The organism is Rhodothermus bifroesti (genome assembly GCF_017908595.1).
Classification (GTDB): domain Bacteria; phylum Bacteroidota; class Rhodothermia; order Rhodothermales; family Rhodothermaceae; genus Rhodothermus; species Rhodothermus bifroesti.
In genome coordinates, this window is the sequence record NZ_JAGKTL010000005.1 from 273,618 (window position 1) to 298,494 (window position 24,877).

The following is a 24,877-nucleotide window of genomic DNA, read 5'->3' on the forward strand; positions in this document are numbered from 1 at the left end:
GAGGAGGTCCTATGAAGCGCCTCGCTACCACCGGTACATGGCTGGGAGTCATGCTGGCCCTAAGCTGGGCCGTTCGCGCTCCCGCACAGCCTATTCCCCCGGTACCGCACATTTTTACGTTTAACTCACTGGATGATTTCCTCAACCTGTGGAGCTCTTATGGAGCTCCCGTACGGTATGGATCCCCGGATACGATCACCTATCCGGAAGGCCGAGAATATTTTGTGTTTTCAGAGTATGAAGATGGCGCTTTAGGGAAAGCGCTTTGGGTTGACTGGTCCCTCTTCACCGACCAGTCCTGGGGCGGCTCCAACGGACTACTTTATATCCGTCCAGACCCTGAGGTAAGTAGCCCCAGTGCTCCACAGCCCGACTCGTTTTTTGCAGCAGCTTCCCTTTGGGACATTTCAGATTTCACCCATATTCACCTGCGCTATAAGACGCTCGTGCCTGCCAATCATCCGGATGCCACCATCCGCATTAAGCTGCACGACGCCAGCCTTGGCGTAGGTACCTCGCCCAGCTCAGAAACAGAAGACTGGTATACCGAGTCCCGGGATGTCTACGACGATGCCTCCGGTCAGTGGAAAGTATGGACGGTACCGCTAACCGATCTGGGTCTTCCGGGATCTACTGTTCCCGCGGGTGGATTTTCGCGGCCAGGATGCCAGGCTGGAGGCAATCCGCTGCAGCAATCAGGCTGCTGGAGTGGATTGCTAGGGAATGGCAAACTGGATCTCGATAAAATTGCAGCGCTTACGATTGAATTTACTGGTCCGCAAGCTGGTGCTCAGCGAGACAGTACCATTTTTGGCACCATTGCGTTTGATGAACTTTGGGTCTCCGGCGTGCGCTATGAGCTCTTAGGCGACTTCGACAACACCAGTGCACTAAGTCACTGGAAAAACAGCAATGCAGGGAGCTACACCCTGACAGCGAGCACCGATACCATCCAAGGCACAGGTGCTATTGAGTTGGCTTATAATTTGGTAGGAGACCTGAGCTGGGGTGACAGTGTCGATGTGCAGTATGAGTTGCCGGCAGGGCAGTTTTTCCCCGACATGACAGCACGCACGCACCTGAGCTTGTTCTATAAAGTGCTTGAGCCCGCCAGCGATCCATCGGCCGTTCGATTGAACATTAAGCTTTTCGACTACAGCACAGGCCAAAAAGAAGAGTGGCACTATAGCGGGATTGCCACCGTACTGGGCGACACAACAGGCGTGTGGCGTCGGCTACTGGTTCCGTTGAGCGGGTTTGCCATTCCAAGCTGGATAAGCTATAAAGGCGACGAAACACTCAATTTGGACAAGATTGGCGGCTGGCAGGTGCAGATTCAGATTGCCCAGGGGGCCACTTCAAGTGGACGGATCCTCTTTGATCGCCTTTCTAGCTATGGCGAGCGGCAAACTGACTTTGAACCCCCGGCTGCAGTGACGGGCTTCGAAGTGCTGGCTTTGGCACCTTATGAAAACCTGATTAGCTGGCAAGACGTGCCAGGAGAAAGCCGAGAGACCTACACCATTTACTTTAGCGAAGCCCCCATCGACTCGGTCAATCAGCCGGGCGTCATGGTCGTAGCGCACAATATTCCAGAAAATACCCAGATTTACACGCACAAGCTCTTCTATCCCATTAACGACCAAGAAGTAACCTATTACTATGCCATCACAGCTACCGACGAGGCAGGCAATACGTCGGAGCCCACGGTGCTCACAAGCCCGGTGACCAACACCGCCAAAGGCCTGCCAACCATTTCGATGAGCCCACCGGCCAACTTTGTGGCCGACGGTGACTTGAGTGAATGGGCAGGCATCACGCCGATTCATCTCGAGCCCGACGGTGCCTTCTACGGTCACGTAGCCCGTGGATTTGAAATCAACGGCCCAGGGGATCTCTCGGCCGATGTCTATTTGGCCGTAGATAACGAAGCGCTCTATGTGGCCTTTGATGTGACCGACGACGCATACTTCCCCGTGCCGGATGGTGTGACCTCAAGCCGATGGCTCTACGACGGTGCCGAGCTCTACATCGGGCTCTACGACTGGCGCGGGCCAAAGCACGACCGTTTCCAAAGCGGTGCTGAGCCAGACTACAAGTTCTACTTCTATAAGCAGGTATTCTTCCGGGATGGTGGTCCGCAAATTCAAGCAGGTACCGAGGACTACGCCTGGGTGCCTACGGATAAAGGCTATGCGTTTGAGGCTCGGATTCGGTTCGATGCCCACGCCTTTGAGACCGCAGGCATCTTTGTGCCTAGAAACGGCATGCGCGTGCCGCTGGACCTTGTGATTATGGACAACGACGTCGGCGGTCAAGCCCGTGAGGGCATCTTGACCTATTCACCAGACAATGACGACAATTCGTGGCAGTCGCCACTGTACTGGTTCTATACCTGGATTGGCGACCGCTTTGCCGTCAACGTGGTACGCCCCGTGGCAGGAGCCACGCCAGAGGCATTTCGGGTCTATACCAACTACCCGAATCCATTTGCCCGCACGACACGCATCCGGTATGACCTGCCTCGCACCGAGCGTGTCGTGGTGCGCGTCTTTAACGCCCTGGGTCAAGAAGTGCAAAAGCTGGTCGACGCCGTGCAGGCAGCAGGCACCTACGAAGTGCGCTTCGATGCCCTAAATCTGCCCGCAGGCGTGTACTTCTACCAGGTGCAGGCCGGTCGCCACGTCGAAACCCGCTCAATGGTGGTTATCCGATAAATCGCGAATCTCTGGGGTGGGAAAGCGTGGTCTTTCCCACCCCAGAGTTCTAACGTTCCCCAAACCCTAGAGCAGACTATGAAAAGCAAAAAACTTCTCTGGCATGCTCTAAGCGCAAGCGCCCTTTTAATAGGCTGCTCCACTTCGCCTGAGGCTTTAGTCGAAGTTCAACAAGAAGAAATAACTGCTTCAAAGATAGAATACTACTCCCATGGTCAATATTTTACCTGGAATGGAATAGTAGTTTTAAATAACCAATGGGGTAGAGATTATGCAACAAATTCTGATAAGTATCAGGTGATTAGATTAACTGACGATAATAAGATTCAATTTGATTACAAATGGGCAGGAAATACTAGTTACGTAAAAGGATATCCTACGTTTATTGTGGGTTGGCATTTTGGAAATCCAGGAGGATGGATGACCTCACAGGGAGCTTTTGGGCTACCTGCCAGGATCTCAGATAACAAAGCGTTTTACTCTTCGATAAGTGGTACCCATTATAATAATGGGACTTATACAGAAATTATGAATCTTTCGTGGGATATATGGTTAGCAAATTCCCCAAATCCCAGTGGTCCTAATGGTGAAATTATGGTGTGGCCCTGGAGACAAAATCAGCAGCCCATTGGCTCTTGGCAGACAACCGTGACCATATGGGGTGCCACATGGGATGTATATAGAGGTACCATGAGCGCTGGAGGATATAGTTGGCAGGTGGTCACATATATTAGGAGATCTGGGACGCTAAGTATTGGTGGTAATTTGAGAGATTTTATTAATGATGCTAGAAATCGAGGTTGGTTTAGTTCAAGCCTATACATTGTAGGCATTGAATGTGGAAATGAAATTATACAAGGACATGGAAGATTTGAATACACAAGCTATACCATTAGACCCTAAGACGAAAATGGCGATGCATAGATTTAAGCAATTAGGGGCCATCCTACTTGTCCTTTGGTTTTGTGCATTGCCAGTGCAGGCGCAGGCTTGGCGTGCGGCCGCAGAGCAGCGTATTGAACAGTACCGTAAGGGGCCACTGCGGGTTCAGGTGAGGGATCCTGAAGGACGGCCCGTACCGAATGCCCAAGTGCACGTTCGCATGACGCGTCACGCTTTTGGATTTGGTACGGCTGTCAGCTTTGGCCTGGTCGTGGGGTCGGGATACAACCCCACCTATCGGGCCAAGCTAGAAGACCTGACGGGCGACGGCCGCACATTCAACATGGCTACGCCAGAGAATGAATTGAAGTGGCCTGCGTGGGAGTCGGAATGGCCTATTTCGAATCGTCGAAAGATCGACGTCATCAACTGGCTGCGCGCAAAAGGCTACAGCATTCGAGGACACAACCTGCTATGGCCTGACTGGCAATGGATGCCCAGTGATATTGAGCAAAACCGCAACAATCCACAGTACATCTACGATCGCGTTCGCAATCACATTGCGGCGTTGGCTGGGCATCGGGACATTCGGGGCAAACTGCGGGACTGGGATGTTCTTAACGAACCAGCCCACCTGACCGCATTGCGCGATGTGTTTAACGGTTGGGGCTCATATGAGCGTGGGGAAGACTTCTATGTGGATGTCTTTAGGTGGGCCAAGGCAGCAGACTCGACCGCCCGTCTATACATCAACGAGTACAACATTATCAACAACTACGCCAACGAGCAGCCTACGCGCAACTATTACAAGTGGATCATTGCACGCCTAATCTCAAAAGGAGCGCCTATCGAAGGGATCGGCATTCAGGGGCATATTTCGGCACCACTGCCAAGCATGAGTGAGGTCAAGGCAGCCCTAGACGAAATGGCAGTTTTTGGATTGCCTTTGGCCATCACAGAATACGACGTTACCGGCGTTTCGGAAGAAGTCGAAGCCAACTTTATGCGGGACTTTTTGACCATGGTCTTTAGTCATCCCGCTGTGGAGAGCTTCGTCATGTGGGGTTTCTGGAGCGGAGCACACTGGCGTGACAATGCGCCGCTGTTTCGGGCCGACTGGAGTCTCAAGCCTTCGGGACAGGTGTTCCTTGATCTGGTCTTTCGGCGCTGGTGGACCGATACTACGGGGGTAACCGGTCCAGATGGTAGCTGGTCTGTACGCGGATTTTTAGGGGATTACGTTGTGGAAGTGCAGGTGGGGGAGGTTTCAGTGACCAAGTCCCTGCGCCTCGAAAGCCCGCAGGATACAACCACGCTAGAGGTGGTGGTCAGTAGTGTTAAGGTGGGTGAAAAGCCTACAGAAGACGTGTTGCGCGTGCAAGGGTTTGGACCAGACCCCTTTGTCGAAGGAACGGCGCTGCGCTACTGGTTAGGGCGGCCGGCCGATGTTGAACTGGCAGTGTATGATGTGCTGGGCCGACAGGTCTACGCCGTGCAAAAGCATCGCGTAGCTGGTTGGCATACTGAATGGGTCGAGGCTTCCCACTGGCCTGCAGGACTTTATCTGTACCGACTCCAAGCAGGTGATCTGTTGCACACGGGTAGAATGGTCAAGATCCAATAAGCGTATGCCACGGGTAAGGCAGCTGGTGGTCGGGATTGCGCTAGGGTGGATGGGGATAGCGGCACCTTTGCCGGCACAGCCGGTTGAGCCGCCGGCCGATACACTTGTGCTGGCGCGTGTCAACGGCCACGAGCTAACCGTTGGGCGTTTTAACAAATCCTATGTCGAATACCTCATTCGCTCTGGCAGAAACGATACGCCGGCCAATCGCTGGCGACACTTAGACTGGATACTCGATACGTACCTGCTGGCCGACGAGGCGCGGCGCCGCGCCTTTGAGGCGCGTCCTGAGTTTCAAGCCTTTGTAGACCGGCAAATCCGGTTGGCTGTCGGGGCACGCTACGTAGAAAAGCATTTTTCCGATTCGCTGCCTGCACCAACTGAAATTGAACTGCGCGAGGCTTATCGCCGCAGCAAAGAAACCGTAGCGCTGCGGCACCTGTTTTTCCGCAATCCCCAACAGGCTCAAGAAGCTTACGAACGCCTGCAGCGCGGAGAAGACTTTGTGCAGTTGGCAAATGAAATCTTTCACACGGAGGCGTTTGACTCTTTAGCTGGATTCCTAGGATACGTGCGCTATCGCGATCTGGATGACGCCGTAGCCGAAACAGCCGAAACACTGCAGGTGGGACAATTTTCCCCACCGGTACGCTCAGCCTACGGGTGGCATATTCTACGTGTGGAAGAGCGGCTGTTTAACCCGATACTCACCGAATCGGAATTTCAGTATCGCCGCCGTGGACTTGAAAAACACCTGCGTTTGCGGCAGCTGCGCTTGGGTGCCGATCGTTTTATACGGCAACTCATGGAAAGTCTCCAGGTGCAGGTCAATGAAAAGGCCGCGCGTCTGCTGGTGGATGCCGTTCAGCAAGCGCTCAAGCCATCGGTCATGCCGCCCCCTGAGGTGACCCTAGCTCCCGAAGAGGTTTCCGCTGTAGAGGAGCAGCTTACCCCCGAAACGGTTTTGCTGACCTATACGCTTAACGGAGTACCGCGCACGTTTACTGCCGGCGACTACTATCGCTGGTTGCCGGTGTTGCCTTATCGGGAAGTGCGCTACCGGACCATGGCTTCCGTAGGTCGTGCGCTACGTAACGAAGTGCTGGCTGAGCTGGGTTTTGCTGAAGGGCTGGACCAAGACCCTCGCGTGCTCGAAACGGTGCGCTTTATGGCCAATGCCTACCTTGGAGATCTAATGCGCCGGCATTTGGAAGCATATGAGCGCACTGAACCTACCGAAGCGCAGCTGCATGAGGCTTTTGAACACTTAGGGTATCGGCGACTCAAGACCGCAGAAGCTACCTACTGGACGATCTATGCCGGATCCGCTGCCCGCGCTCGCCAGCTTCGCGACGACATTGCAGCGGGTCGGATTCATCCGCCTGCCGATGCTACTTACCTTGCCCATCAAGGACCGCTGGGGCGTGACGTGCTCTCGGCTTACGTCCGTAAGGCTTTGCTGCACCAACCCATGGTGTTGTGCGTGCAAATAGATTCCTGCTATGTGCTCTACGTGCACGATCGCAAGTTGGTCTATACGGAACTGGAAGAAGTAGCCGATACGCTGCGGGCCCAACTTTCCCGCCTGCTGCCCGAAATGCAGCTCTTGGCTTCGCTCTATCCAAAGGCCCAGCTGGAGGTGGATACCACCCTGTTTGTCCAAATGATGCAAGCTTTAAAAATGCCGGGGCCTTGGATTCCATCGATAGCAACAGGCCAGGCCCGACGCGAGACGGTGCTGCGCCAAATGGCCCTGCCTCAAGAACCGTTGCGCCGCCGCGAACTGCCTTAAACACCATGACCCCTAGGCTCTCTGCCTTCGAACAGCAGCAGCTGGCTGCGCGCGTTCGCCAAGGCGACGCCGTTGCTTTTGAGCAGCTATTTCGGCTGTATTATGCGCCACTAGTGCATTTTGCCGCACGTATTGTGGGAGCGTTCCCAGAAGCAGAGGAAATCGTCCAGAAGGTGTTTGTCAATCTTTGGCAACGACGTACCCTGTGGGTACCACAAGCCTCGGTAGCTGCCTACCTGTACGGCGCAGTGCGTAATGAAGCAGTCAAGTACTGCCAACGTCGCCCGATGGCTGCGTCCCTAGAAGCAGCCGAGACACTGACTGCCGAGTCATTGGATCCAGATCTCCAACTGCTTGGAAATGAACTGGCTGGGCTAATCGAGCGCCTGGTAAGCGAGCTGCCCCAGCAGCGGCGGCTGATCTTTTCCCTCTCCCGGGATCACGGCCTTTCATATGCAGAAATTGCCCAAGCTTTAGGCATCTCGATTAAAACCGTCGAAACGCAGATGGGGCGGGCGTTGCGCCAGCTGCGTGAACGCCTAAAAACGCTGCTGAACGTCTCATTTTGAGTTGGGACCGCCCGTCTGTCAGGGTAGGGTAAGGGTTTGCGGATCTTCTGGATGAGAGACCCTAGAGGGTTTAGCCTGCGCAGAAAACGGTTTCATGCACGAAGCAATCGATTGGGAGCTCTTGGCCAGATACGTGTCGGGCAATTGCTCAGAAGTGGAGCGAGCGGCCGTCGAGGCTTGGGCTAATGCAGACCCTGCACATCGCCAGCTGCTGGAAGAGCTGAAGGAAACATGGATACTCATGGGGCAGGCGCACAGGCCGGTGTCGGTTGAAGCGGCTTGGCAACGCGTCAAAGTGCAGCTTACCGCAGCGCACGACCGAGCGCCACAGCCGATACGCCGGCGCCAGCCATGGAGTGTGCGGGTGCTTGCAGTACTAGCAGTGGCTTTAGGGCTTGCGCTGCTTTATGCCGAACTCTGGCCATCCAAGGATACAGGTAAAGCGGAAGTCGAGACAGCGCGGGTGTTTACAACACAGCGGGGTCAGCGGGCAACAATTCAGCTGGTGGACGGCACGCGCATTTTGCTTGCTCCTGAGTCTCGCTTAGAAGTTGCAGCTGCCTACGGTCAAAAGGCACGCGACGTGGCCCTCGTAGGAGAGGCATTCTTTGAAGTGGCTTCCGACTCGGCGCATCCGTTTGTGGTGCACACGTCGCGGCTAGCTGTGCACGTGCTAGGAACAGCCTTTGGCGTGCGGGCCTATGCCGATGAAAGTCAGGTCTACGTAGCGGTGCGCCAGGGTAAAGTACAGGTGCGGCCAGATACGGCCCCAGGCATGTTGTCTGTTTTACTCGAGGCGGGCCAGCTGGCGCGTGTCGTCGGGCAAGGACAGCTTCAGGTAGAGCGACCTGCAAACCTAGAAGCCTACGTGGGATGGACAGAAGGTCGGCTGGTTTTTGCACGAACCCCCTTGCGCGAAGTGGTGCAAGTCCTAAAGCGCTTCTACGACTTGGAAATTGAGCTGGCAGAGCCTTCGTTGGGAGATCGGCAGTTGACTGCCACGTTCGAAGAAGCTCCAGCTTACCAGGTACTGCAAATCATTGCAGCCACCATGAAGCTGGAAACTGTACGTGATGCGCGCAACCCGCGCCGGATTGTTTGGCGCCCGACTCCTGATTCCTGAAAATCCCGTTTTGGTCTTATTGACTTGAACGTTAACTAAACCGAATAAGGATAGTCGCTATGACAACGCGTCAACACCGGAATCAGAAGCGCCTTTGGAGGCGATGGCTGTGGACCGTCAGTGTGGGAGTGCTCTTTTTAGGGCCTCTAGCATGGGCCCAACAGCCAGCGACAACCCAGGCTGCCAAAACAGAGGCATCTATTGCCTGGCTGGGCGATGCCTATCTGGAAAGCGCTGCACGGCTAAGCCAGCCGCTTGAGCTAACGCTGCATCAAGTACCCCGAGAAAAAGCCCTGCAGATTATTGCACGGCAGGCCAACTTGCGTCTTTCCTATGAATGGAGTGAGGCGTTAGCCGAGCCAGTTTCGCTGCACCAAAAGCAAGGAACGGTGCTCGATGCCTTGTATGCTGTTACAGCAGGCACCAACTTGCGCCTCATGATTTCCCGGAGCGGCTACTTGTTGGTGACGCGAGCAGGCACCCTAATGCCAGAAGCTGAGGCGCCCATGGCGGTTGCCCAAGAAGGGAGCATTGCCGGCCGGGTTGTCGATGCCCAAACAGGCGAAGGATTGCCGGGGGTTAACGTCTTTTTGGTGGGCACAACGCTAGGAAGCAGCACCGACATTGACGGTAATTACCGCATTGGCAACATTCCCCCTGGTATTTACACGCTGCAGGCTTCGTTTGTGGGCTACCGTACGGCCACGGTGGATAGCGTCGTTGTGCGTGCGGGTGAGGTGACGGTGGTAAACCTGGCCCTAGAACAAGAAATTGTAGGCCTGGAGGAGATCGTGGTGGTTGGCTACGGCACCCAACGTCGTCGGGATATTACAGGTGCTGTGGCTTCGGTAAATGTCGAGCGGCTGCAGGAGCTGCCCATAACAAACGTCGTCGAAGCACTGCAGACGCGGGCTCCAGGCGTGCGCGTGATTACCTCCGATGGACGTCCAGGCGGTAGCGGCTTGGAAGTGCAAGTGCGCGGCGTGCGCTCGCTGACAGCCAGCAACCAGCCGCTATTTGTCATCGATGGCGTTCCGGTTGAAGGCGTCAACCTCTCTGAGCTCAACCTAAACGATATCGTCTCGATTGAGGTCCTTAAAGATGCTTCGGCAGCTGCAATCTACGGGGCTCGTGGCTCTAACGGGGTTGTACTCGTTACGACGCGGCGTGGCCGAGAAGGCCGGGGGCGTTTTAGCTATGAAGGTAGCGTTGGCTTTTCTGAAGTGGCCCGTCCACTTCAGGTGTTTAGCGGCGAAGAATTTATCGCCCTGCGCCGTGAGGCTAACCGTGCTGCAGGACAGCCCACGGACGATGCAGCGATCCTGGATCCCGTGGAGCTTGAAGTAGCCCAAAGTGGCCAGTTTGTGGACTGGCAGGACTTGGTCTTCCGTACCGGCTTGCGACACAGCCACAACCTAAGCTATGCGGGCGGTTCAGAAAACTTCCAAATTTATGCCAGTGGGGGCTACCTGCGCGAAACGGGTATTCTGAAGCGGACGTTCTTTGAGCGCGGGTCGCTCCGGCTCAACACCGATTACCAGCCGCTGCGCTGGCTTCGGTTCAGCACCAATGTTTTGGTAGCGCGCACGAAGGAAGACCTAGCCGGCAGTGAGCGCTACGGTCCACTGTGGACGGCCTATACGCTTTCGCCGCTTTCTAAAGTTTACGACGAGCAGGGTAACTTGCGGCCCTATGTGACCAACGACCCCACCGCATGGAATCCGCTCTTCCAGCTGCAAGAGTCCAAAGATGATCGCTGGAGTACCCGCCTGCTAGGCAATATCGTAGCCCAGCTGAACCTCTACGAAGGGCTTAATTATCAGCTCAACGCGGGCTTAGACTACAGCTCGCGAGAAAATGGCCAGTATCGCACGCGGCAATACTCCGGCGGTGGTCAGCAACGGGCGGTATTAGAGTATGGGCAGAGCCAAAGCTACACGGTAGAAAATATCCTCACCTATGAGCGCCGGATAGGTACCCTGCACAACCTGCACGGCACGCTCCTCTACAGCGTGCAGCGCGTACAGGATGAAAACCTGCGTGCCGAAACGCGCGATCTGCCTACCGACTTGCTTGACTACAACGCCATCAGCAGTGGCGCCGATGTGCGGGCACCTGCACGGAACTATACGGCCTGGAGCCTTGAGTCCTACATGGCACGCATTCGCTATAGCCTGGCTGATAAGTACTTACTCACGCTAACGGGTCGCATCGACGGCTCCTCAAAATTCGGTAAGGGCAATAAGTATGGCTTTTTCCCAGCCATAGCTTTTGCTTGGCAGCTTAATCAAGAGCCATTCTTGGCTTCGGTGCAACAAATCGACAACCTGAAGCTGCGCTTAAGCTGGGGACAAACCGGTAACCAAGAAATCCCGATCTACCAGTCGCTAGGACAAACAGGCCTGTGGTCTTATCCCTTTGGGAGTACCATCGTCAAAGGCTATGCCCCTGCTTCCTTGCCTAACCCCAACCTCAAGTGGGAGAAAACCACGCAGGCCAACATAGGGCTGGATGTATCGCTCTTCCGTGGTCGCTTAATGTCGACCATCGACGTGTATCGCTCCTGGACTTCGGATCTGCTCCTACAGCGACAAATTCCGGTAACCAATGGCTTTACAAGCATTCTAGACAACGTAGGCAAAACCGAAAACTGGGGGATCGACCTCAACCTGAATACCTATCTCATCAATCGAAGGGACCTCAGCTGGGAGATTAACCTCAACTGGTCGTTGAGTCGCTCAAAAATTGTGCGGCTTACTGGCCAGACCGATGCCGAAGGTCGACCCGTCGACGACATCGCTAACCGCTGGTTTATCGGCCATCCGATCGGCGTGATTTACGACTGGGTCTTCGATGGCATTTTCTGCTCAGGCCGTAGCTACGACCCTGCCGCCTGCCAGCAAGAAATTGCCGCTAGCGCCCAGCGTGACGCTCAACCTGGCGACATTCGCGTCAAAGACCTCAATGGGGATGGCGTGATTAACGACCTCGATCGAACCATCGTCGGTAGCGCAGAACCCGACTGGTACGGCGGTTTGGGCACGACGCTTACATTCAAAAACTTCGATTTCAGCGTCTTCTTTACGGCTGTCCAGGGCGTGACCCGCTATAACCCCTACATCTACCCGCGGGCCTACGACCCCAACATTGTGGTCATCTTTCTCCAAGGGCGTAGCAATGGCCTAAAAGTCGACTACTGGACCCCCGAAGATCCAGACGCCGACTTTCCTCGGCCACACCGCCAGCGGGAAATGCCCCGTTACCTCTCAGCACGGGCCGTTTGGGATGCCTCCTACGTCCAGCTCCGGAACATCACGCTGGGCTATACGCTGCCGCAGCGTTTTGCAACCCGACTGGGCGTAGAGCGCCTGCGCCTATATGCGGCCGGCAATAACCTGTACTACTGGACCAACTTCGACTCTTACAACCCCGAGCAAGGGGATGTCGAAGGCTATCCGGTGGCACGGACCCTGACCCTGGGACTTTCGATGTCGTTCTGACCCTACGAGCACTCACCATCTTGCCGAATTTGCCATGAAGCGTTTAACCCGAACCACGGCGTGGCTCCTAAGCGGGCTGCTACTTATGGGCAGCCTCAGCGGCTGCGGCGAAAGTTTCCTTGAGGAGGAGCCTAAAACGTTCATCAGTACCAACGCCGTACTGAGCTCTCCAGAAGGACTGGAAGGCGCTATTGTAGCGCTCTATGCTTTCCCTCGCTTGCTCTACCAGAGCCCACGCTATAGCTACTGGTTTATCTCTGGAACCGACGAGGTGCGTGTAGGCCCACTGCACGAAGATCTGGGTACAGCGCTCTACAACAGCGACCTGAACCCGCAGCACCCAGCCTCCCGAGAGTACTGGAACCAGTCGTTTCAGGCGCTCTACCGCGCCAATGCCATCATTGCCAACGCCCCCAAAGTAGACTTCAAAGGCAACGAAGCGCGTCGCAACCGCGTCCTGGCCGAAGCACGCTTCTTCCGAGCCTATATCTTGTTTTACCTCCACCAACGCTACGGCAATATCCCCTTGGTGACAGAGCCCTCGGAAACCATCCGGGAAAAAGAACAACCTGCACCAGCTGAGGAAATCTATCACGTGATTGTCGAGGACTTGCAGTTTGCAATCAATAACCTGGATTGGACTTATAATCAGCCGGGGCGGATTACCAAGGGGGCAGCCATGCACTTGCTGGCTAAGGTGTACCTGGTACTGCAAAACTGGCAGCAGGCCGGACAGCTTGCCGAAACACTCATTCAACAAGGGCCTTACCGCCTCTTAAGTGATCCAGCCGCCATCTTTGCCGATGGCAATGAAGACAACGCCGAAGCCATCTGGACCATTAAATTCGACCCCCGCACGGGCGGTGGGCATTTCCTAGCCCCAATGTTTACCCCGCTATACGACCGCATCCAAGGCGTGCGGCGCTCGTTTGAACAAGGCGGACGGCCCTGGGCCCGCATGTATCCTAGCGCCTACCTGCTTAGCCTTTTTGACAAGAATGACAAACGGCTCAAAGCCTGGTACAAGACGCACTGGGTCTATGATGCACCCGAAGAAGGACTACCCCCAGGCCGACAGGTGGGCGATACGGTACGGGCAAAAGACTTTAACCCTCCCATTGACTCGCTGCTTTGGCTGCACCCTGCCTGCAAGAAGTATTGGGAGTATGGCTCTACGCGAAACATCAACGCAGCTGATTCCTGGAAGGGCATTATCCGCTATCGGCTAGCAGAAACCTACTTGATCGCGGCCGAAGCTTTCATGCGCCAGGGCAATCAAACCAAGGCGCTACAGTATATTAATGCCTTACGCCAGCGTGCAGGCGTAGCAGACCTCACCCAGCTCAATGAAGACCTTCTGCTGGAAGAGCATGCCCGTGAGCTGGCCTTCGAGGGTGACCGCTGGTTTACGCTAAAGCGCATGGGGCGTCTGGTGCAGCACGTGCGCCTCTATAACCCGCAGGCTGCACCCAACATCCAGGATTACCACGTGAACATGCCTATTCCACAGGAATTTGTGGACCTGACAGGCTTCCCACAAAATACCGGCTATCACTAAAATTAACCCCGCTGGACGGCAAGGGGCGGAGTGCCGCGCACCTAAACCCTGCGGCACTCCGTTCCTTGTTCTTAGAAGCGGCATAGGCAAGATCTAACCTTCTACGGCTTGCTAAAATGCGATATCGGTCGTTGCTGTTGTTGGCGCTTTGCTTGCTAGGCACAGGAAAACCGACGCAGGCAGAAGACGGCTACGAACTTTGGCTGCGCTACGTGCGCATTGCCGACGAACCGTTGCGCCAGGCCTACCGCAACCAGCTTCGCGCGGTACATCTAGAGGCCACTTCCCCAACGCTAGAGATCGTACGGGACGAGCTCAAGCGCGGCCTGGAAGGCCTTCTCGGCGAAGCGGTGACATGGACAACGCGCACCGACCTTACAGGCCTGCTCCTTGTGGGAACGCCTGCCTCTTGCCCAACCATTGCAGCACTAGGACTGGAACGTGAGCTTACTTCCTTAGGCCCCGAAGGCTTTCTGATTCGAACCCTCAAGCTCGAAGGCCGTCCAGCTACCGTGATTGCAGCTCAGACGGATATTGGCGTGCTTTACGGTACGTTTCACCTATTGCGCCTGCTGCAAACGCATCGACCCATTGAGGCCCTGGAAGTGCAGGAAGCACCTCGGCTTCGCCTGCGCGTGCTGAATCACTGGGACAACCTGGATCGAACGGTCGAGCGTGGATACGCTGGCTTCTCACTCTGGGACTGGTTTAAACTGCCGGATTACGCTGACCCCCGCTATCGGGACTATGCCCGGGCCAACGCCTCGCTGGGCATCAATGGCACCGTGCTAACCAACGTCAATGCCGACGCTCGGGTGCTATTGCCAGAATTTCTGCAAAAAGTAGCGGCACTGGCCCAGGTTTTTCGCCCCTATGGCATTCGGGTGTACCTAACCGCTCGCTTCAGCGCCCCAATCGAAATTGGCGGACTCAAAACCGCTGATCCGCTCGATCCTGACGTGCAGGCCTGGTGGCAGCAAAAAGTGGCCGAGATCTATCGATACATCCCAGATTTTGGTGGCTTTCTGGTTAAGGCTAACTCTGAAGGGCAACCAGGCCCACAGGATTACGGCCGCACGCATGCCGATGGCGCCAACATGCTGGCCGATGCTTTGGCCCCCTACGGAGGCGTAGTGATGTGGCGCGCCTTTGTGTATGCTCCTAGCGCCGAGGATCGCATTAAGCAGGCCTACGATGAGTTTGTGCCTCTGGACGGACGGTTCCGATCCAACGTGCTCGTGCAGGTCAAAAACGGCCCGCTTGACTTCCAACCACGCGAGCCCTTCCACCCGCTCTTTGGCGCTACCCCCCAAACACCCTTGATGATGGAGTTTCAGATCACGAAGGAATATCTTGGTTTTTCGACCCACCTGGCCTACCTGGGCACCATGTGGGAGGAAGTGCTGCAGGCCGATACCTACGCTCGTGGTGAAGGCTCCACTGTAGCCCGCATCATCGATGGCAGCCTCTTTGGACATAAGCTAACCGGAATGGCCGGTGTAGCCAATATTGGCACTGACCGCAATTGGTGTGGCAGCATCTTCGATCAGGCCAACTGGTACGCCTTTGGGCGTTTAGCCTGGAATCCATACTTGCGTGCCGCTGAAATCGCTGAAGAGTGGATCCGTATGACTTTCACCAACGAGGCACGCTTTGTAGAACCAGTAAAAGAAATGATGCTGGAGTCCCGTGAGGCGGTGGTTAACTACATGACCCCCTTGGGTCTGGCCCACTTGATGGGTCCTGGCCACCATTACGGTCCTGCACCTTGGTTCGACAAAGCACCCCGTCCCGACTGGAACAACGTTTATTACCATCGGGCCGATACGTTGGGCATCGGCTTCGACCGCACCGCAACAGGCAGCAATGCCGTAGCTCAGTACTTTTCCCCCTTATCCGAAATCTTTGGTAGCCTAGAACGTTGTCCCGAAAAATACCTGCTTTGGTTTCATCGCGTGCCTTGGGATTATCCGATGCGCTCAGGAAGAACGCTTTGGGAAGAACTCGTCGATCACTACTACCGGGGTGTAGAAACGGTGCGGCGTTGGCAGCGTGTGTGGGCCGCTCTAAGCGCATTTGTCGATGCTGAACGCTTTGAGCAAATTGCCACATACTTGCGCATCCAGGAAAAAGAAGCCGTCTGGTGGCGCGATGCCTGCGTGCTGTACTTTCAAAAGTTTTCAAGACAACCAATCCCACCTGGCTACGAAGCCCCACAGCATTCCCTAGAAGAAGCCATGCGCCGCCAAGAAATGCTGCAGCGTTTCCCAATGCCAGGGCATTAACGCATAGGAAGCTTATCGTGTTAACGTGTCTGTTATAACAACGAAAAGCCTCAACGATGAAACAGCGAAGAGAGTGCGTTATGGAACAGCGAAAGATCTGCTTGACCCTTGGGAGCATAGCGCTCGGACTCTGCCTTTTAAGCTCGGTGGGATGGGCTCAGGACCGGCCGTTGTATTTGGATCCATCGTTGCCGATCGAGGTGCGTGTGGAGGATCTGCTGCGCCGGATGACGTTGGAGGAAAAGGTGGCGCAGATGCTGAGCATGTGGCAGACGAAGCGGCTGATTGTGGACGATCAGCGCCGTTTTGATCCGAGCCGAGCTCCGGAGTGGTTCAAGCTGGGCATTGGACGGATCGAGCGGCCAAGCGAGTATTTTGCATCGGCGCGGGAAGCGGCCGAGTTTACCAACGCCATTCAGCGCTGGGTCAAAGAAAACACCCGCTTGGGCATCCCCGTGCTTTTCCATGAAGAAGCACTGCATGGCATTCAGGCTGCTGGAGCGACCAGCTATCCGCAGGCGATTGCGTTGGCAAGCACCTGGAATCCGGAGCTAGTAGAGCAGGTGTATGCGCGCATCGCGCGTGAAGTTCGGGCACGAGGAGTGCATCAGGTGTTAACACCCGTGGTGGACGTGGGTCGAGATCCGCGTTGGGGTCGGATCGAGGAGACGTTTGGGGAGGATCCTTTTTTGGTGGGGGAAATGGGGAAGGCGGCGGTTTGGGGTTTGCAGGGGCGCCGGTTGCCCTTAGGCCGGGATCGGGTGATCGCGACGCTCAAGCACATGGCGGGCCATGGTCAGCCAGAGAGCGGAATTAACGTAGCGCCGGTGTTTTTTGGAGAGCGCCATTTGCGAGAGGTGTTTTTGTATCCGTTCCGAGAGGCCATAGAGAAGGCTGGGGCGCTAAGCGTGATGGCCTCCTACAATGAGATAGACGGGATTCCTTCGCATGCGAACGTGTGGATGTTGCGGCGGGTGTTGCGCGAAGAGTGGGGCTTCCAGGGTACCATTGTCTCTGATTGGTTTGCCCTTCGGCAGCTTATAACGAAGCACCGCGTTGCAGTCGACGAAGCCGAGGCCGCACGCCGCGCACTTGAGGCTACGGTAGATATTGAATTGCCGGATTTCGACGTATATCCGGTGCTGCTGGAACTGGTGCGTCGAGGTGCTGTGCCTGAGCAAGCAATCGATGCCGCGGTACGCCGGTTGTTGTGGGCCAAGTTTGCCGTGGGCCTGTTTGATGGGGAGGTCTATGTGGATCCCGCAGAAGCAGAACGGGTGAATGCCTCAGCAGAGGACCGAGCATTGGCACTAGAGGCTGCTCGGCAGGCGATGATTTTGTTGAAAAACGATGGGCTACTGCCGCTGGATGCAGGCCGGTTGCGTCGGGTAGCGGTGATTGGTCCACATGCGGGGGAGGTGTTGTTGGGTGGGTATTCGGGCCGACCGCGCTTTACCGTGAGCATTTTGGAAGGGATTCGGGAACGGTTGCGTGGCCAAGCAGAGGTAGCCTATGCGGAGGGCGTGCGCATCACAGAAGACTCAGTTTTTACCCGTGAAGCGCAGCCCCATCTCGGTGGCGAGCGGGCCTATCCCCGCTGGGTAGCCGATACAGTGGTTTGGGCTGATCCAGAAGCGAACCAAAAGCGCATTGAAGAAGCCGTTGCCCTAGCCCGGACCAGCGATGTGGTCATTTTGGTAGTTGGAGGCAATGAGCAAACCTCGCGTGAGGCTTGGGCCCTCGATCACCGCGGGGATCGGATGTCGTTGCGCTTACCTGGAGATCAGGAAAAGTTGGTACAAGCGGTGTCGGAGGTGGGGGTCCCTGTGGTGATGGTAGTGATCGGGGGACAGCCGTACGTAATTACGGATTTGGTGAACCGCGTAGGAGCGATTCTCTGGGGATGGTATTTAGGTCAGGAGACGGGCCGTGCCGTTGCAGAGGTGTTGTTTGGGGATTACAATCCTGCAGGACGGTTGCCCATTACACTGCCGCGTCATGAGGGACAGTTACCTGTGTATTACAGTTACAAGCCGAGCAAGGAGCTGGATTATGTGGACGGGGAAGCGAGCCCGTTGTTTCCTTTTGGGTATGGCTTGTCGTACACGCGTTTTGCCTACCGATCGGTTCGTGTAGAGCCCGATCGGGTTGGGGGATGCGGGACGGTTCGGGTGCTCGTCGAAGTGGAGAATGTAGGCGATCGGCCAGGAGACGAGGTCGTTCAGGTGTACGTTCGCGACCCGGTGAGCTCGGTGACACGCCCCGTAAAAGAGCTTCGGGGGTTCCGCCGGGTGCATTTAGGCGTTGGGGAGCGCAAAAGCGTAACGTTTGTGTTGGATGGGGAGGCATTTGCGTTTTACGGATTAGAGATGCATCGGGTGGTAGAAGCGGGCAAGCTGGAAGTGTTGGTCGGGGGGAATTCGGAGGATCTGATCAGCGTGCCCCTTGAAATCACCTCCCCCTGCGATTTGGGGCCCTAAGGTCCGGCTGCGCGGCCCCGGAAAGGGCCCGTCGCCTTGTGGAAAAGGCGATGGGCCCTTTTTTGTTTTTTATAAGGATTTGCTAAAATCTCCAAGATGGCAGAACCCGCGCTTTTGCTAGACTGTTTGCTGCGGCAGCAGCTAAAAGGCTATGGAGAGCACGGCTTTAGCAAACCTACTGGCGTCTCCCTGGGGTGCACTGTTGATTTTCTGCTTGCGGATTATTGACGTTTCGATGTCGATGATCCGCATGATCTTGGCCATTCGCGGCTATCGAGCAAAAGCCGCTGCCATTGGTTTTTTTGAAGTGCTGGTATGGCTTTTGGCCGTGGGACAAGCCCTTCAGCATCTCTACTCCGTGTGGCATGTGGTCGGTTATGCTGCAGGATTCGCAACCGGTAACTATGTAGGCGTTTGGTTAGAAGAACGCTTTGCCGTGGGCTTGCGCGTAGTACGCGCGATCTTTCGTAACGGCTCAGAGCAGCGGGGCACGCGGGCAGCGCAACTGCTGCGCGAGCGCGGTTACGGCGTTACCGAGGTGCAAGGTAGAGGGCGCGAGGATGTCGTAGAAATTTTGGATCTTATTGTGGCACGGCGACACGTGGCCGAGGTGACGCAGCTTTTACGCCAGGTTGACCCTGAAGTCTTTATCAGTATTGAGGAAGTCCGCGCCGTTCAAGGCGGATACGTTCGACCAGGGGGACGGAAATTCCCCTTTCCTACGCGTTTGCGTACGCTAACCAACCGAAGCCGCGTGTTACGCGAATGGCTGCTGCGTCGTTTGTAAGGCTAGGCTTACTAGATCGGTCGCAAATGCAGCACAATGCCCCCATAGTCTTGCAATGCGTTATGGGCTTGGACCTGAAACCAACGCCAATGTCCCCGGGCCGTTCGCAAGCGCAGCAGCCAAAAGGCCCGCCGCTTACCAGCACGATGCATGGCGTGCAGGTCATGCCGAACCTGCTGCAGATTTCGACTATGGACATGGGTGAAAAAACAGGTATCCAGGGGTTGTTGCGGACTATACTCCAACAGCGTGTAAACCGGAGGGGTAAGGTGATGGATTTCCCCTGAAGTATCCACAACGATCAGCGGTAGATGGCGATCCATGCGCAAATTGGACTGAAAGCGCTTCCTATCCGACACTGTCGAACCAGCCAGTAATGGTTCTCGGGTCATGGCTTTACCCCTGGGTTTGGGAATTGAGCTCCTAGGATGAACATTAACAAGAATCTTTTGCTTTTGCAAGCGGTTCCGGTGAACGAAATCGTAAAAAATACTGCGCTAAACAACTGTCGCCATGCGTATCGTCTCCCTATTTCCAGCAGCTACCGAGTGGGTATGTACTTTTGGCGCACAGGAAGCGCTGGTCGGACGCTCGCATGCCTGTGATTATCCGCCGGAGATTCTCGACCGGCCGGTGCTCACGCGTCCCCGCATCGATCCCACGCAGTACGCAGCGGCGATTGACCAGGACGTTCGGGCTTTGCAGCTTCAAGGGCTGAGCCTTTATGAAATCGACTGGGAGCAGCTGCAAAGGCTGAGGCCTGAATTGATCCTCACGCAGACCCAGTGCTCGGTCTGTGCTGTTTCTTTGGATGTACTGGAGACCGAGCTGGCCACGTGGCCTGAAGAGCACCGCCCACAGCTGCTCGCGATGGCCCCTGCAACACTCAAGCAAGTGCTGGACGCAGCCTTGATGCTTGGTCGTGCCATTGGTCGGTTGCAAGAGGCTATAGAAGTGCTCGCCCATGCTGAAAAACGGCTACGAGAGCTTCGGGATTACTTAGGCCTGCATCGCCGTACTGATCCGACAGCGTTGCCAACAGTGGCCTGCTTAGAGTGGTTGGACCCGCTCATTGCTGCTGGCCACTGGATGCCTGATGTGGTCGAGATGGCGGGTGGGCAAGCGGTGCTGGCAAGTCCGGGACAGCCCTCTCGAACGATCACCTGGGAGATGTTGCTTGCCGCTGACCCCGACGTCGTGCTGCTGATGCCATGTGGCTTTTCCATAGCACAAACGCTTCGAGAACTTCCTAGGCTCATGGAGCAGCCCCAATGGCACGCTTTACGCGCTGTCCAGGAAGGCCGGGTGTATGTTTTAGACGGTAACGCTTATTTTAACCGCCCTGGTCCCCGTCTTTATCGTTCGATCGCCTTGGTAGCTGCTTGCCTATATCCAGATCGCCTACCTCCCCAGTTGCTCGGTCTTAAACCGTGGGAGCTGCAGCTGCTGAGCTCAGCACCAGCAACCTAAGCGGAGTGTAGTGTCTGTCGCAGCAGAGCCTCCAGGGCCAGCATGGCTTGCGCCCCCTCAAGCAGCGTGCGTAGTTCCATCAGCTCTGCGCGGCTAAAAGTATAGTATACCCTGCTCCCTTCAGTGCGTCCAACAAGCGACATAAGGCACAGACGGTCCGTCTTCCAGGCTTCTGCAGCTAGAGTTTTTACACGTTGGCATAAGAGAGCAAATTGCGCTGGCGGCAGTTGGAGCAGCAGCCGCCCAAATCCAATCTCAAAACGTCCGCAGCACGCGCACCGGAGTACGTATCCCTGCGGTGTTTGAAACAGGTAAGGGCCCTCGAACACGCCTGGCATGGCTGACCTTGTGCGTAGCATTTTAGGGGGCGATGGCGGTTGGTGACCCGTCCGCTAGCCATCCAGCCTTGCGACTTAGGCGTTCCCATTCACGGGCAATCCAGTGTGTTAGGGCGGGATGAGGTAGCAGGCCGATTTCCTCAGCCCGGTAGGTTAAGCCCTCGAGCACTTGGCGGTAGGGGCCAAAGCCAGCGATGCGGAAAGGTACCACAAGCACAGTGCGTCCTGCTTGGTTTTCTGCTTCCACAAAAGCCCGAATGCGCCGTTCGGCTTCTGCCCGGAGGGCTGGCCAGTCTTCGCGTAGCGTTTCCACACGTACGGTATAAAATCCTAGTGCCCGAATAAGCTGGGCGTGGCGTTCCATCGCTACAATCCAGCGGGCATTAAGCACCTCGTCTTCGGTACCATGGGCAAGGAGGAGGACCGATTCGCGTGATGGGTCTTGGCTGAGCGCAAGCGCTCGATCAGCCAGAATCGGGCCCACCTCTGGTGCATCCATGAGGCCATGCTCACTAAGTATGATGCTTAGGTTATGGCGCAAGGGGGCCGGCGTGCCGTGCGCCCCATGGCCTCCGTGATGGTGTAGCAAAAAGCGGGCAGGTGGGTCGGGACGCAGGCCCAGCAGATACTCGGTCTGGTGCTGAAACGAGGCACCATCGATAAATAACCGGACCACAACAACCCGCTGAACGCCCTGGGCCGCTAAGGAGTCCAATGCGAGCTGTAACGTATGCGGGTCGGCCATGCCAAAAGCTACTACGGTCGGACGGTCCTTGCGCAGCGGAGCTACGGCCTCAAGCACCGTCTGATTCCAGTGTGCTGAGCCGCCATGTGCCATGATCAACAGGCCTGGCCGCGTGCTATCGGCCTGAGCATTGAACAATATGCTGAGCAAAATCGAAGCAATCATCTTAGGAAAGTTTTAGGTTGTTGGTTGAAAGGGTTACTGCAGCCGACGCGAGCCGTCGGGCTGAAAGACATACTCAAAAGTGTAGTAGCGCGCAGGGTTTGTTTCTGGATTGATCTGGCCAGGGTCAGGTGCGCCCTTGTAGTAGCTCAAGATGCGTACCTTGGCATAGCGCCCATCGGCAGTGCGCACAACGATCGTGCGCCCAGGAATTGGCGTAATGATATGGGTCGAGGTGTCGTAATGATACCAGCCCTGATCTGAGCCTGGACAAATAGCACGGCGCACGCCATTGGGGCATTCATGCTGTCCGTCTATACGCAAGGCATCGGGGGTTGGGGCTTCGGTAAGCTCTTCAAAGGGGACGTTGAGCACGACCGCGCCTCCTTGTCCTGGACCGCTGCTACCACCATTAATAAGGATATGGGTACCCTGGAAGGCGAGGTCCCATGCGGTTGAAGCCGAGTCGCTACGGTCGGCTTCATCGTAGCGCAGCACGATCTCTCCAGTACGTAGACTAAAGAAGGTGTAGCGTCCCGTTCCGACAGGGCGGCCTGTTTGAGGATCGGTCGACGTTAAGGGATCGGCCGGTAGATCCCTGATGGTTACAGCTTCAATGGGTTGATCTTCACGCAGCGTGCTGCCGCTGTCGCATGCGGTAAGCGTGAAGCAAAAAGCAGCTAGCAGAAGTCCAATACGCATAGGGCACTTTAGGATGGTTTACACATCTAGGGTGAACGTGACAAACCAGCGACGTCCGGGCTGAAAAGGCATCAGCGCAGGCCGCTTGAGGTTGAAGAGGTTAAAAGCCCCGCCTTGGAGCTTCAGATGGCGGTTGAGCGCGCGTTCAAGGGTTACGTGCCAAAGACTGTAGCCGGGCACGTATTCGTCGGGGCGATTGACTACGCCATTGCCGTCTACGTCCCGGTAGCCGTAGCGACTCCGCCAGATGCCCCGTAGGGTAAACTGAAGGCCTGCCAGTGGTACTGCACCGCGCACGTGCACCGTGCCACTATGGCGCGAGCGGCCTAGGAGTCCACCGTAGTCGCTTCGACGCAGCCGGTAGTCGCGGCCTGAAGGCGCACGTCCAAAGAGCTGTCCCGCTTCGATGGCCTCAAGCACATCCCGATCTGCCGTTTCTAAGTACTGATAGCTGAACGCAAATTCCAGCGAGTTCCAAGGGGTAAACGTAAGCGTGCTTTCTAGGCCACGGGTAAAGAGACGCTCTACGTTGAAGTAGGTGTAGACAAAGGCTTGGTTGGTCTTTTGCGCGACTGGTTGCGTGTCGATCAGGTCGCGTACTTCGTTGTGAAAGGCATTCAGTGTAAGTGTTAGGCCGGTAAAGAGCGTGATTTCGCCTCCTAGGTTGAGCGCTACTGAATTTTCAGGGCGCAGCATGTCTACGCTTTGGGGATCAATGAAGAGCTGGGCGATTTGGCCTTCCTCTTGCAGTCGACGGAGCTCTTCCTGAAAGCGCGTTACACCAAAGACGCTGTAGCCAGCGGCTGCATTCGTAAAGACCAAATAGCGCTGCCGAAACTCAGGCGCTTTGAAGCCGCTGCCGATTGAGGCGCGCAGCCGGTAGCGATCGGCAGGCCGAAACAGTACGGCCAGGCGAGGGCTCAGGCGCGTGCTGTAGTCACGGTGGGCATCGAAGCGAAAACCCGAGACGATTTCAAGCCATGGCCGCGGGGCCCACTCATGCTGCACAAAGACAAAGCCGCTGTAGGTGCTGATGCGACGATCGTAGCGATCCCCCTGGAGCGCTTCTTGAATAGCTCCACTCCCCACCGTAAGGAGCTGATGGTCGCTCAGGAGCTGCTGTGCGCGCAGCTCTAGCTTGCGATAGGCTTGGGTAAAGTGATCCTGGGAATACAACGCCCCATCGGTTTGTCGCGTCATCTGGGTGTGGGTGGTGTAGCTACTGGCATAGCCAGAGGCTTCCAGCCGAAGGCGTCGTGTAGCTTGGAGCTCAAGGCGCGGATGCAGGCTCCAGTCCGACTGGCGGTGCTGCTCGTCGTGCACCAGGCCTTGCAAGGCAAAGGTGCTCTGGCGCCGCTGGTGATGCCAGCGGCCAGCAAGCGACACGTGCGAACGTCGGGTGAGGTCCCAGCGCAGCAACGCGTCGGCAGTATAGTCGCGTAGCGCAGGGGCTGTCGGACCGTAGACCTCGGGGGCTAAGTCGTAGCCTTCGGTACGGTAATGGTCCAGCAAGAAGGAAGCTCCGAAACGGCCGCGTCGCATCTCAGCAGTTGTGCCAAGCTGATAGGTCTGGTGGGTTTCGGTGCGGGCATGTAGCGAAGCGGCTAGGGGGGATTGGGGAGGGCGACGGATCAGATTGACGACACCGGCCAAAGCTTCGCTGCCGTAAAGTGACGAAGTAGGGCCGCGTACGATTTCGATGCGCTCTAGACCCTGAACGGTAAAGCGATCCAGATCGAGCGTACCGGCCGTGCGGCCAATGATAGGTTCACCGTCGATCAGAAAAAGCGTGTAATCGGGCTCAAAACCCTGCATCATGAGCCCGGTGCCGTGGTCTTCAAAAATCAACAGCCCGGGCTGTTCGGCCAGCAGGTCTGAGAGTCGTGCAGCTCCTGTACGGGCTATGGTTGCGCTTGTGACAAGCTGCACGGGGACTGGCACGTCGGTTAGGGCACGAGCCGAACGTGTGGCGGTGATCACTACGGGTGGTAGTGGAATGACCTTGCTGGTGTCGGGACCCACCTGCGGCAGTGTCACTAGGAGGAGGAGTAAGGGAACAAACATCTCTTCATTACTAAAACTTAGACTGAGTCTAAACTAAAAAGCACAAGAGTTACATATCAACTATTGTATTGTAAAGTAT

At 56.1% G+C, this 24,877-nt stretch carries 17 protein-coding genes; 12 read left to right on the forward strand and 5 right to left on the reverse strand.

Annotated elements, in window-relative coordinates:
- Nucleotides 1–11 precede the first annotated feature (11 nt).
- The 11 genes from J8E65_RS12070 (at nt 12) to J8E65_RS12120 (ending at nt 19,317) form a co-directional block, all read left to right on the forward strand.
- Nucleotides 12–2,717, forward strand: a complete 2,706-nt coding sequence (locus J8E65_RS12070; protein ID WP_210376409.1) for a sugar-binding protein — start codon at nt 12–14, stop codon at nt 2,715–2,717.
- A gap of 78 nt (nt 2,718–2,795) precedes the next feature.
- On the forward strand, nt 2,796–3,620 hold the full coding sequence (locus J8E65_RS12075; protein ID WP_210376410.1) for a GH12 family glycosyl hydrolase domain-containing protein: 825 nt from the start codon (nt 2,796–2,798) through the stop codon (nt 3,618–3,620).
- A gap of 7 nt (nt 3,621–3,627) precedes the next feature.
- Nucleotides 3,628–5,223, forward strand: a complete 1,596-nt coding sequence (locus J8E65_RS12080) for an endo-1,4-beta-xylanase (protein ID WP_210376411.1) — start codon at nt 3,628–3,630, stop codon at nt 5,221–5,223.
- 4 nt (nt 5,224–5,227) lie between these two features.
- On the forward strand, nt 5,228–7,015 hold the full coding sequence (locus J8E65_RS12085) for a peptidylprolyl isomerase (protein WP_210376412.1): 1,788 nt from the start codon (nt 5,228–5,230) through the stop codon (nt 7,013–7,015).
- A gap of 5 nt (nt 7,016–7,020) precedes the next feature.
- The gene (locus J8E65_RS12090) at nt 7,021–7,584 is read left to right on the forward strand and encodes an RNA polymerase sigma-70 factor (protein WP_210376413.1); all 564 of its coding nucleotides are present in this window, start codon (nt 7,021–7,023) and stop codon (nt 7,582–7,584) included.
- Nucleotides 7,585–7,678: 94 nt separating this feature from the next.
- The gene (locus J8E65_RS12095; protein WP_210376414.1) at nt 7,679–8,707 is read left to right on the forward strand and encodes a FecR domain-containing protein; all 1,029 of its coding nucleotides are present in this window, start codon (nt 7,679–7,681) and stop codon (nt 8,705–8,707) included.
- 59 nt (nt 8,708–8,766) lie between these two features.
- Nucleotides 8,767–12,207 (forward strand): SusC/RagA family TonB-linked outer membrane protein, encoded by a 3,441-nt coding sequence (locus tag J8E65_RS12100; RefSeq protein ID WP_210376415.1) that lies wholly within the window; start codon nt 8,767–8,769, stop codon nt 12,205–12,207.
- A 34-nt stretch (nt 12,208–12,241) separates the two neighbouring features.
- Complete coding sequence (locus J8E65_RS12105) at nt 12,242–13,765, forward strand: RagB/SusD family nutrient uptake outer membrane protein (protein WP_210376416.1); 1,524 nt, start codon at nt 12,242–12,244, stop codon at nt 13,763–13,765.
- A gap of 116 nt (nt 13,766–13,881) precedes the next feature.
- Entirely contained in the window at nt 13,882–16,050 is a 2,169-nt protein-coding gene (locus tag J8E65_RS12110) for an alpha-glucuronidase family glycosyl hydrolase (RefSeq protein ID WP_210376417.1), read from the forward strand.
- 80 nt (nt 16,051–16,130) lie between these two features.
- Entirely contained in the window at nt 16,131–18,530 is a 2,400-nt protein-coding gene (locus J8E65_RS12115) for a glycoside hydrolase family 3 N-terminal domain-containing protein (RefSeq protein WP_237181992.1), read from the forward strand.
- A gap of 151 nt (nt 18,531–18,681) precedes the next feature.
- Nucleotides 18,682–19,317, forward strand: coding sequence for a DUF2179 domain-containing protein (locus J8E65_RS12120; RefSeq protein ID WP_210376418.1), 636 nt, complete (start codon nt 18,682–18,684; stop codon nt 19,315–19,317).
- 11 nt (nt 19,318–19,328) lie between these two features.
- Here the strand turns inward: J8E65_RS12120 and J8E65_RS12125 are convergent, their stop codons facing one another.
- Nucleotides 19,329–19,709, reverse strand: coding sequence for a PAS domain-containing protein (locus J8E65_RS12125; protein WP_210376419.1), 381 nt, complete (start codon nt 19,707–19,709; stop codon nt 19,329–19,331).
- Between the two features lie 121 nt (nt 19,710–19,830).
- Here J8E65_RS12125 and J8E65_RS12130 point away from each other — a divergent pair, with 121 nt between their 5' ends.
- The gene (locus tag J8E65_RS12130; RefSeq protein WP_210376420.1) at nt 19,831–20,787 is read left to right on the forward strand and encodes an ABC transporter substrate-binding protein; all 957 of its coding nucleotides are present in this window, start codon (nt 19,831–19,833) and stop codon (nt 20,785–20,787) included.
- On the opposite strand, the gene J8E65_RS12680 is transcribed toward J8E65_RS12130, so the two are convergent.
- The 4 genes from J8E65_RS12680 to J8E65_RS12150 are packed head-to-tail and all read right to left on the reverse strand — an operon-like array spanning nt 20,784 to nt 24,798.
- Nucleotides 20,784–21,146: a DUF6686 family protein gene (locus J8E65_RS12680; protein ID WP_341481766.1), complete on the reverse strand. Its 363-nt coding sequence runs from the start codon at nt 21,144–21,146 to the stop codon at nt 20,784–20,786. The two genes, J8E65_RS12130 and J8E65_RS12680, sit on opposite strands and share 4 nt — an antisense overlap.
- A 1-nt stretch (nt 21,147) precedes the next feature.
- Nucleotides 21,148–22,035, reverse strand: a complete 888-nt coding sequence (locus tag J8E65_RS12140; RefSeq protein WP_210376422.1) for a hypothetical protein — start codon at nt 22,033–22,035, stop codon at nt 21,148–21,150.
- A gap of 33 nt (nt 22,036–22,068) precedes the next feature.
- The gene (locus tag J8E65_RS12145; RefSeq protein WP_210376423.1) at nt 22,069–22,734 is read right to left on the reverse strand and encodes an HmuY family protein; all 666 of its coding nucleotides are present in this window, start codon (nt 22,732–22,734) and stop codon (nt 22,069–22,071) included.
- A gap of 18 nt (nt 22,735–22,752) precedes the next feature.
- On the reverse strand, nt 22,753–24,798 hold the full coding sequence (locus J8E65_RS12150) for a TonB-dependent receptor plug domain-containing protein (protein WP_210376424.1): 2,046 nt from the start codon (nt 24,796–24,798) through the stop codon (nt 22,753–22,755).
- Nucleotides 24,799–24,877 lie beyond the last annotated feature (79 nt).

Coding starts and splice junctions, on each gene's coding strand:
- J8E65_RS12105 (WP_210376416.1), top strand. CDS start 12,242: ATGAAGCGTTTAACCCGAACCACGGCGTGGCTCCTAAGCGGGCTGCTA.
- J8E65_RS12110 (WP_210376417.1), top strand. CDS start 13,882: ATGCGATATCGGTCGTTGCTGTTGTTGGCGCTTTGCTTGCTAGGCACA.
- J8E65_RS12120 (WP_210376418.1), top strand. CDS start 18,682: ATGGAGAGCACGGCTTTAGCAAACCTACTGGCGTCTCCCTGGGGTGCA.
- J8E65_RS12100 (WP_210376415.1), top strand. CDS start 8,767: ATGACAACGCGTCAACACCGGAATCAGAAGCGCCTTTGGAGGCGATGG.
- J8E65_RS12080 (WP_210376411.1), top strand. CDS start 3,628: ATGGCGATGCATAGATTTAAGCAATTAGGGGCCATCCTACTTGTCCTT.
- J8E65_RS12680 (WP_341481766.1), bottom strand. CDS start 21,146: ATGCTACGCACAAGGTCAGCCATGCCAGGCGTGTTCGAGGGCCCTTAC.
- J8E65_RS12130 (WP_210376420.1), top strand. CDS start 19,831: ATGCGTATCGTCTCCCTATTTCCAGCAGCTACCGAGTGGGTATGTACT.
- J8E65_RS12125 (WP_210376419.1), bottom strand. CDS start 19,709: ATGACCCGAGAACCATTACTGGCTGGTTCGACAGTGTCGGATAGGAAG.
- J8E65_RS12070 (WP_210376409.1), top strand. CDS start 12: ATGAAGCGCCTCGCTACCACCGGTACATGGCTGGGAGTCATGCTGGCC.
- J8E65_RS12115 (WP_237181992.1), top strand. CDS start 16,131: ATGGAACAGCGAAAGATCTGCTTGACCCTTGGGAGCATAGCGCTCGGA.
- J8E65_RS12075 (WP_210376410.1), top strand. CDS start 2,796: ATGAAAAGCAAAAAACTTCTCTGGCATGCTCTAAGCGCAAGCGCCCTT.
- J8E65_RS12145 (WP_210376423.1), bottom strand. CDS start 22,734: ATGCGTATTGGACTTCTGCTAGCTGCTTTTTGCTTCACGCTTACCGCA.
- J8E65_RS12095 (WP_210376414.1), top strand. CDS start 7,679: ATGCACGAAGCAATCGATTGGGAGCTCTTGGCCAGATACGTGTCGGGC.
- J8E65_RS12140 (WP_210376422.1), bottom strand. CDS start 22,035: ATGATTGCTTCGATTTTGCTCAGCATATTGTTCAATGCTCAGGCCGAT.
- J8E65_RS12150 (WP_210376424.1), bottom strand. CDS start 24,798: ATGTTTGTTCCCTTACTCCTCCTCCTAGTGACACTGCCGCAGGTGGGT.
- J8E65_RS12085 (WP_210376412.1), top strand. CDS start 5,228: ATGCCACGGGTAAGGCAGCTGGTGGTCGGGATTGCGCTAGGGTGGATG.
- J8E65_RS12090 (WP_210376413.1), top strand. CDS start 7,021: ATGACCCCTAGGCTCTCTGCCTTCGAACAGCAGCAGCTGGCTGCGCGC.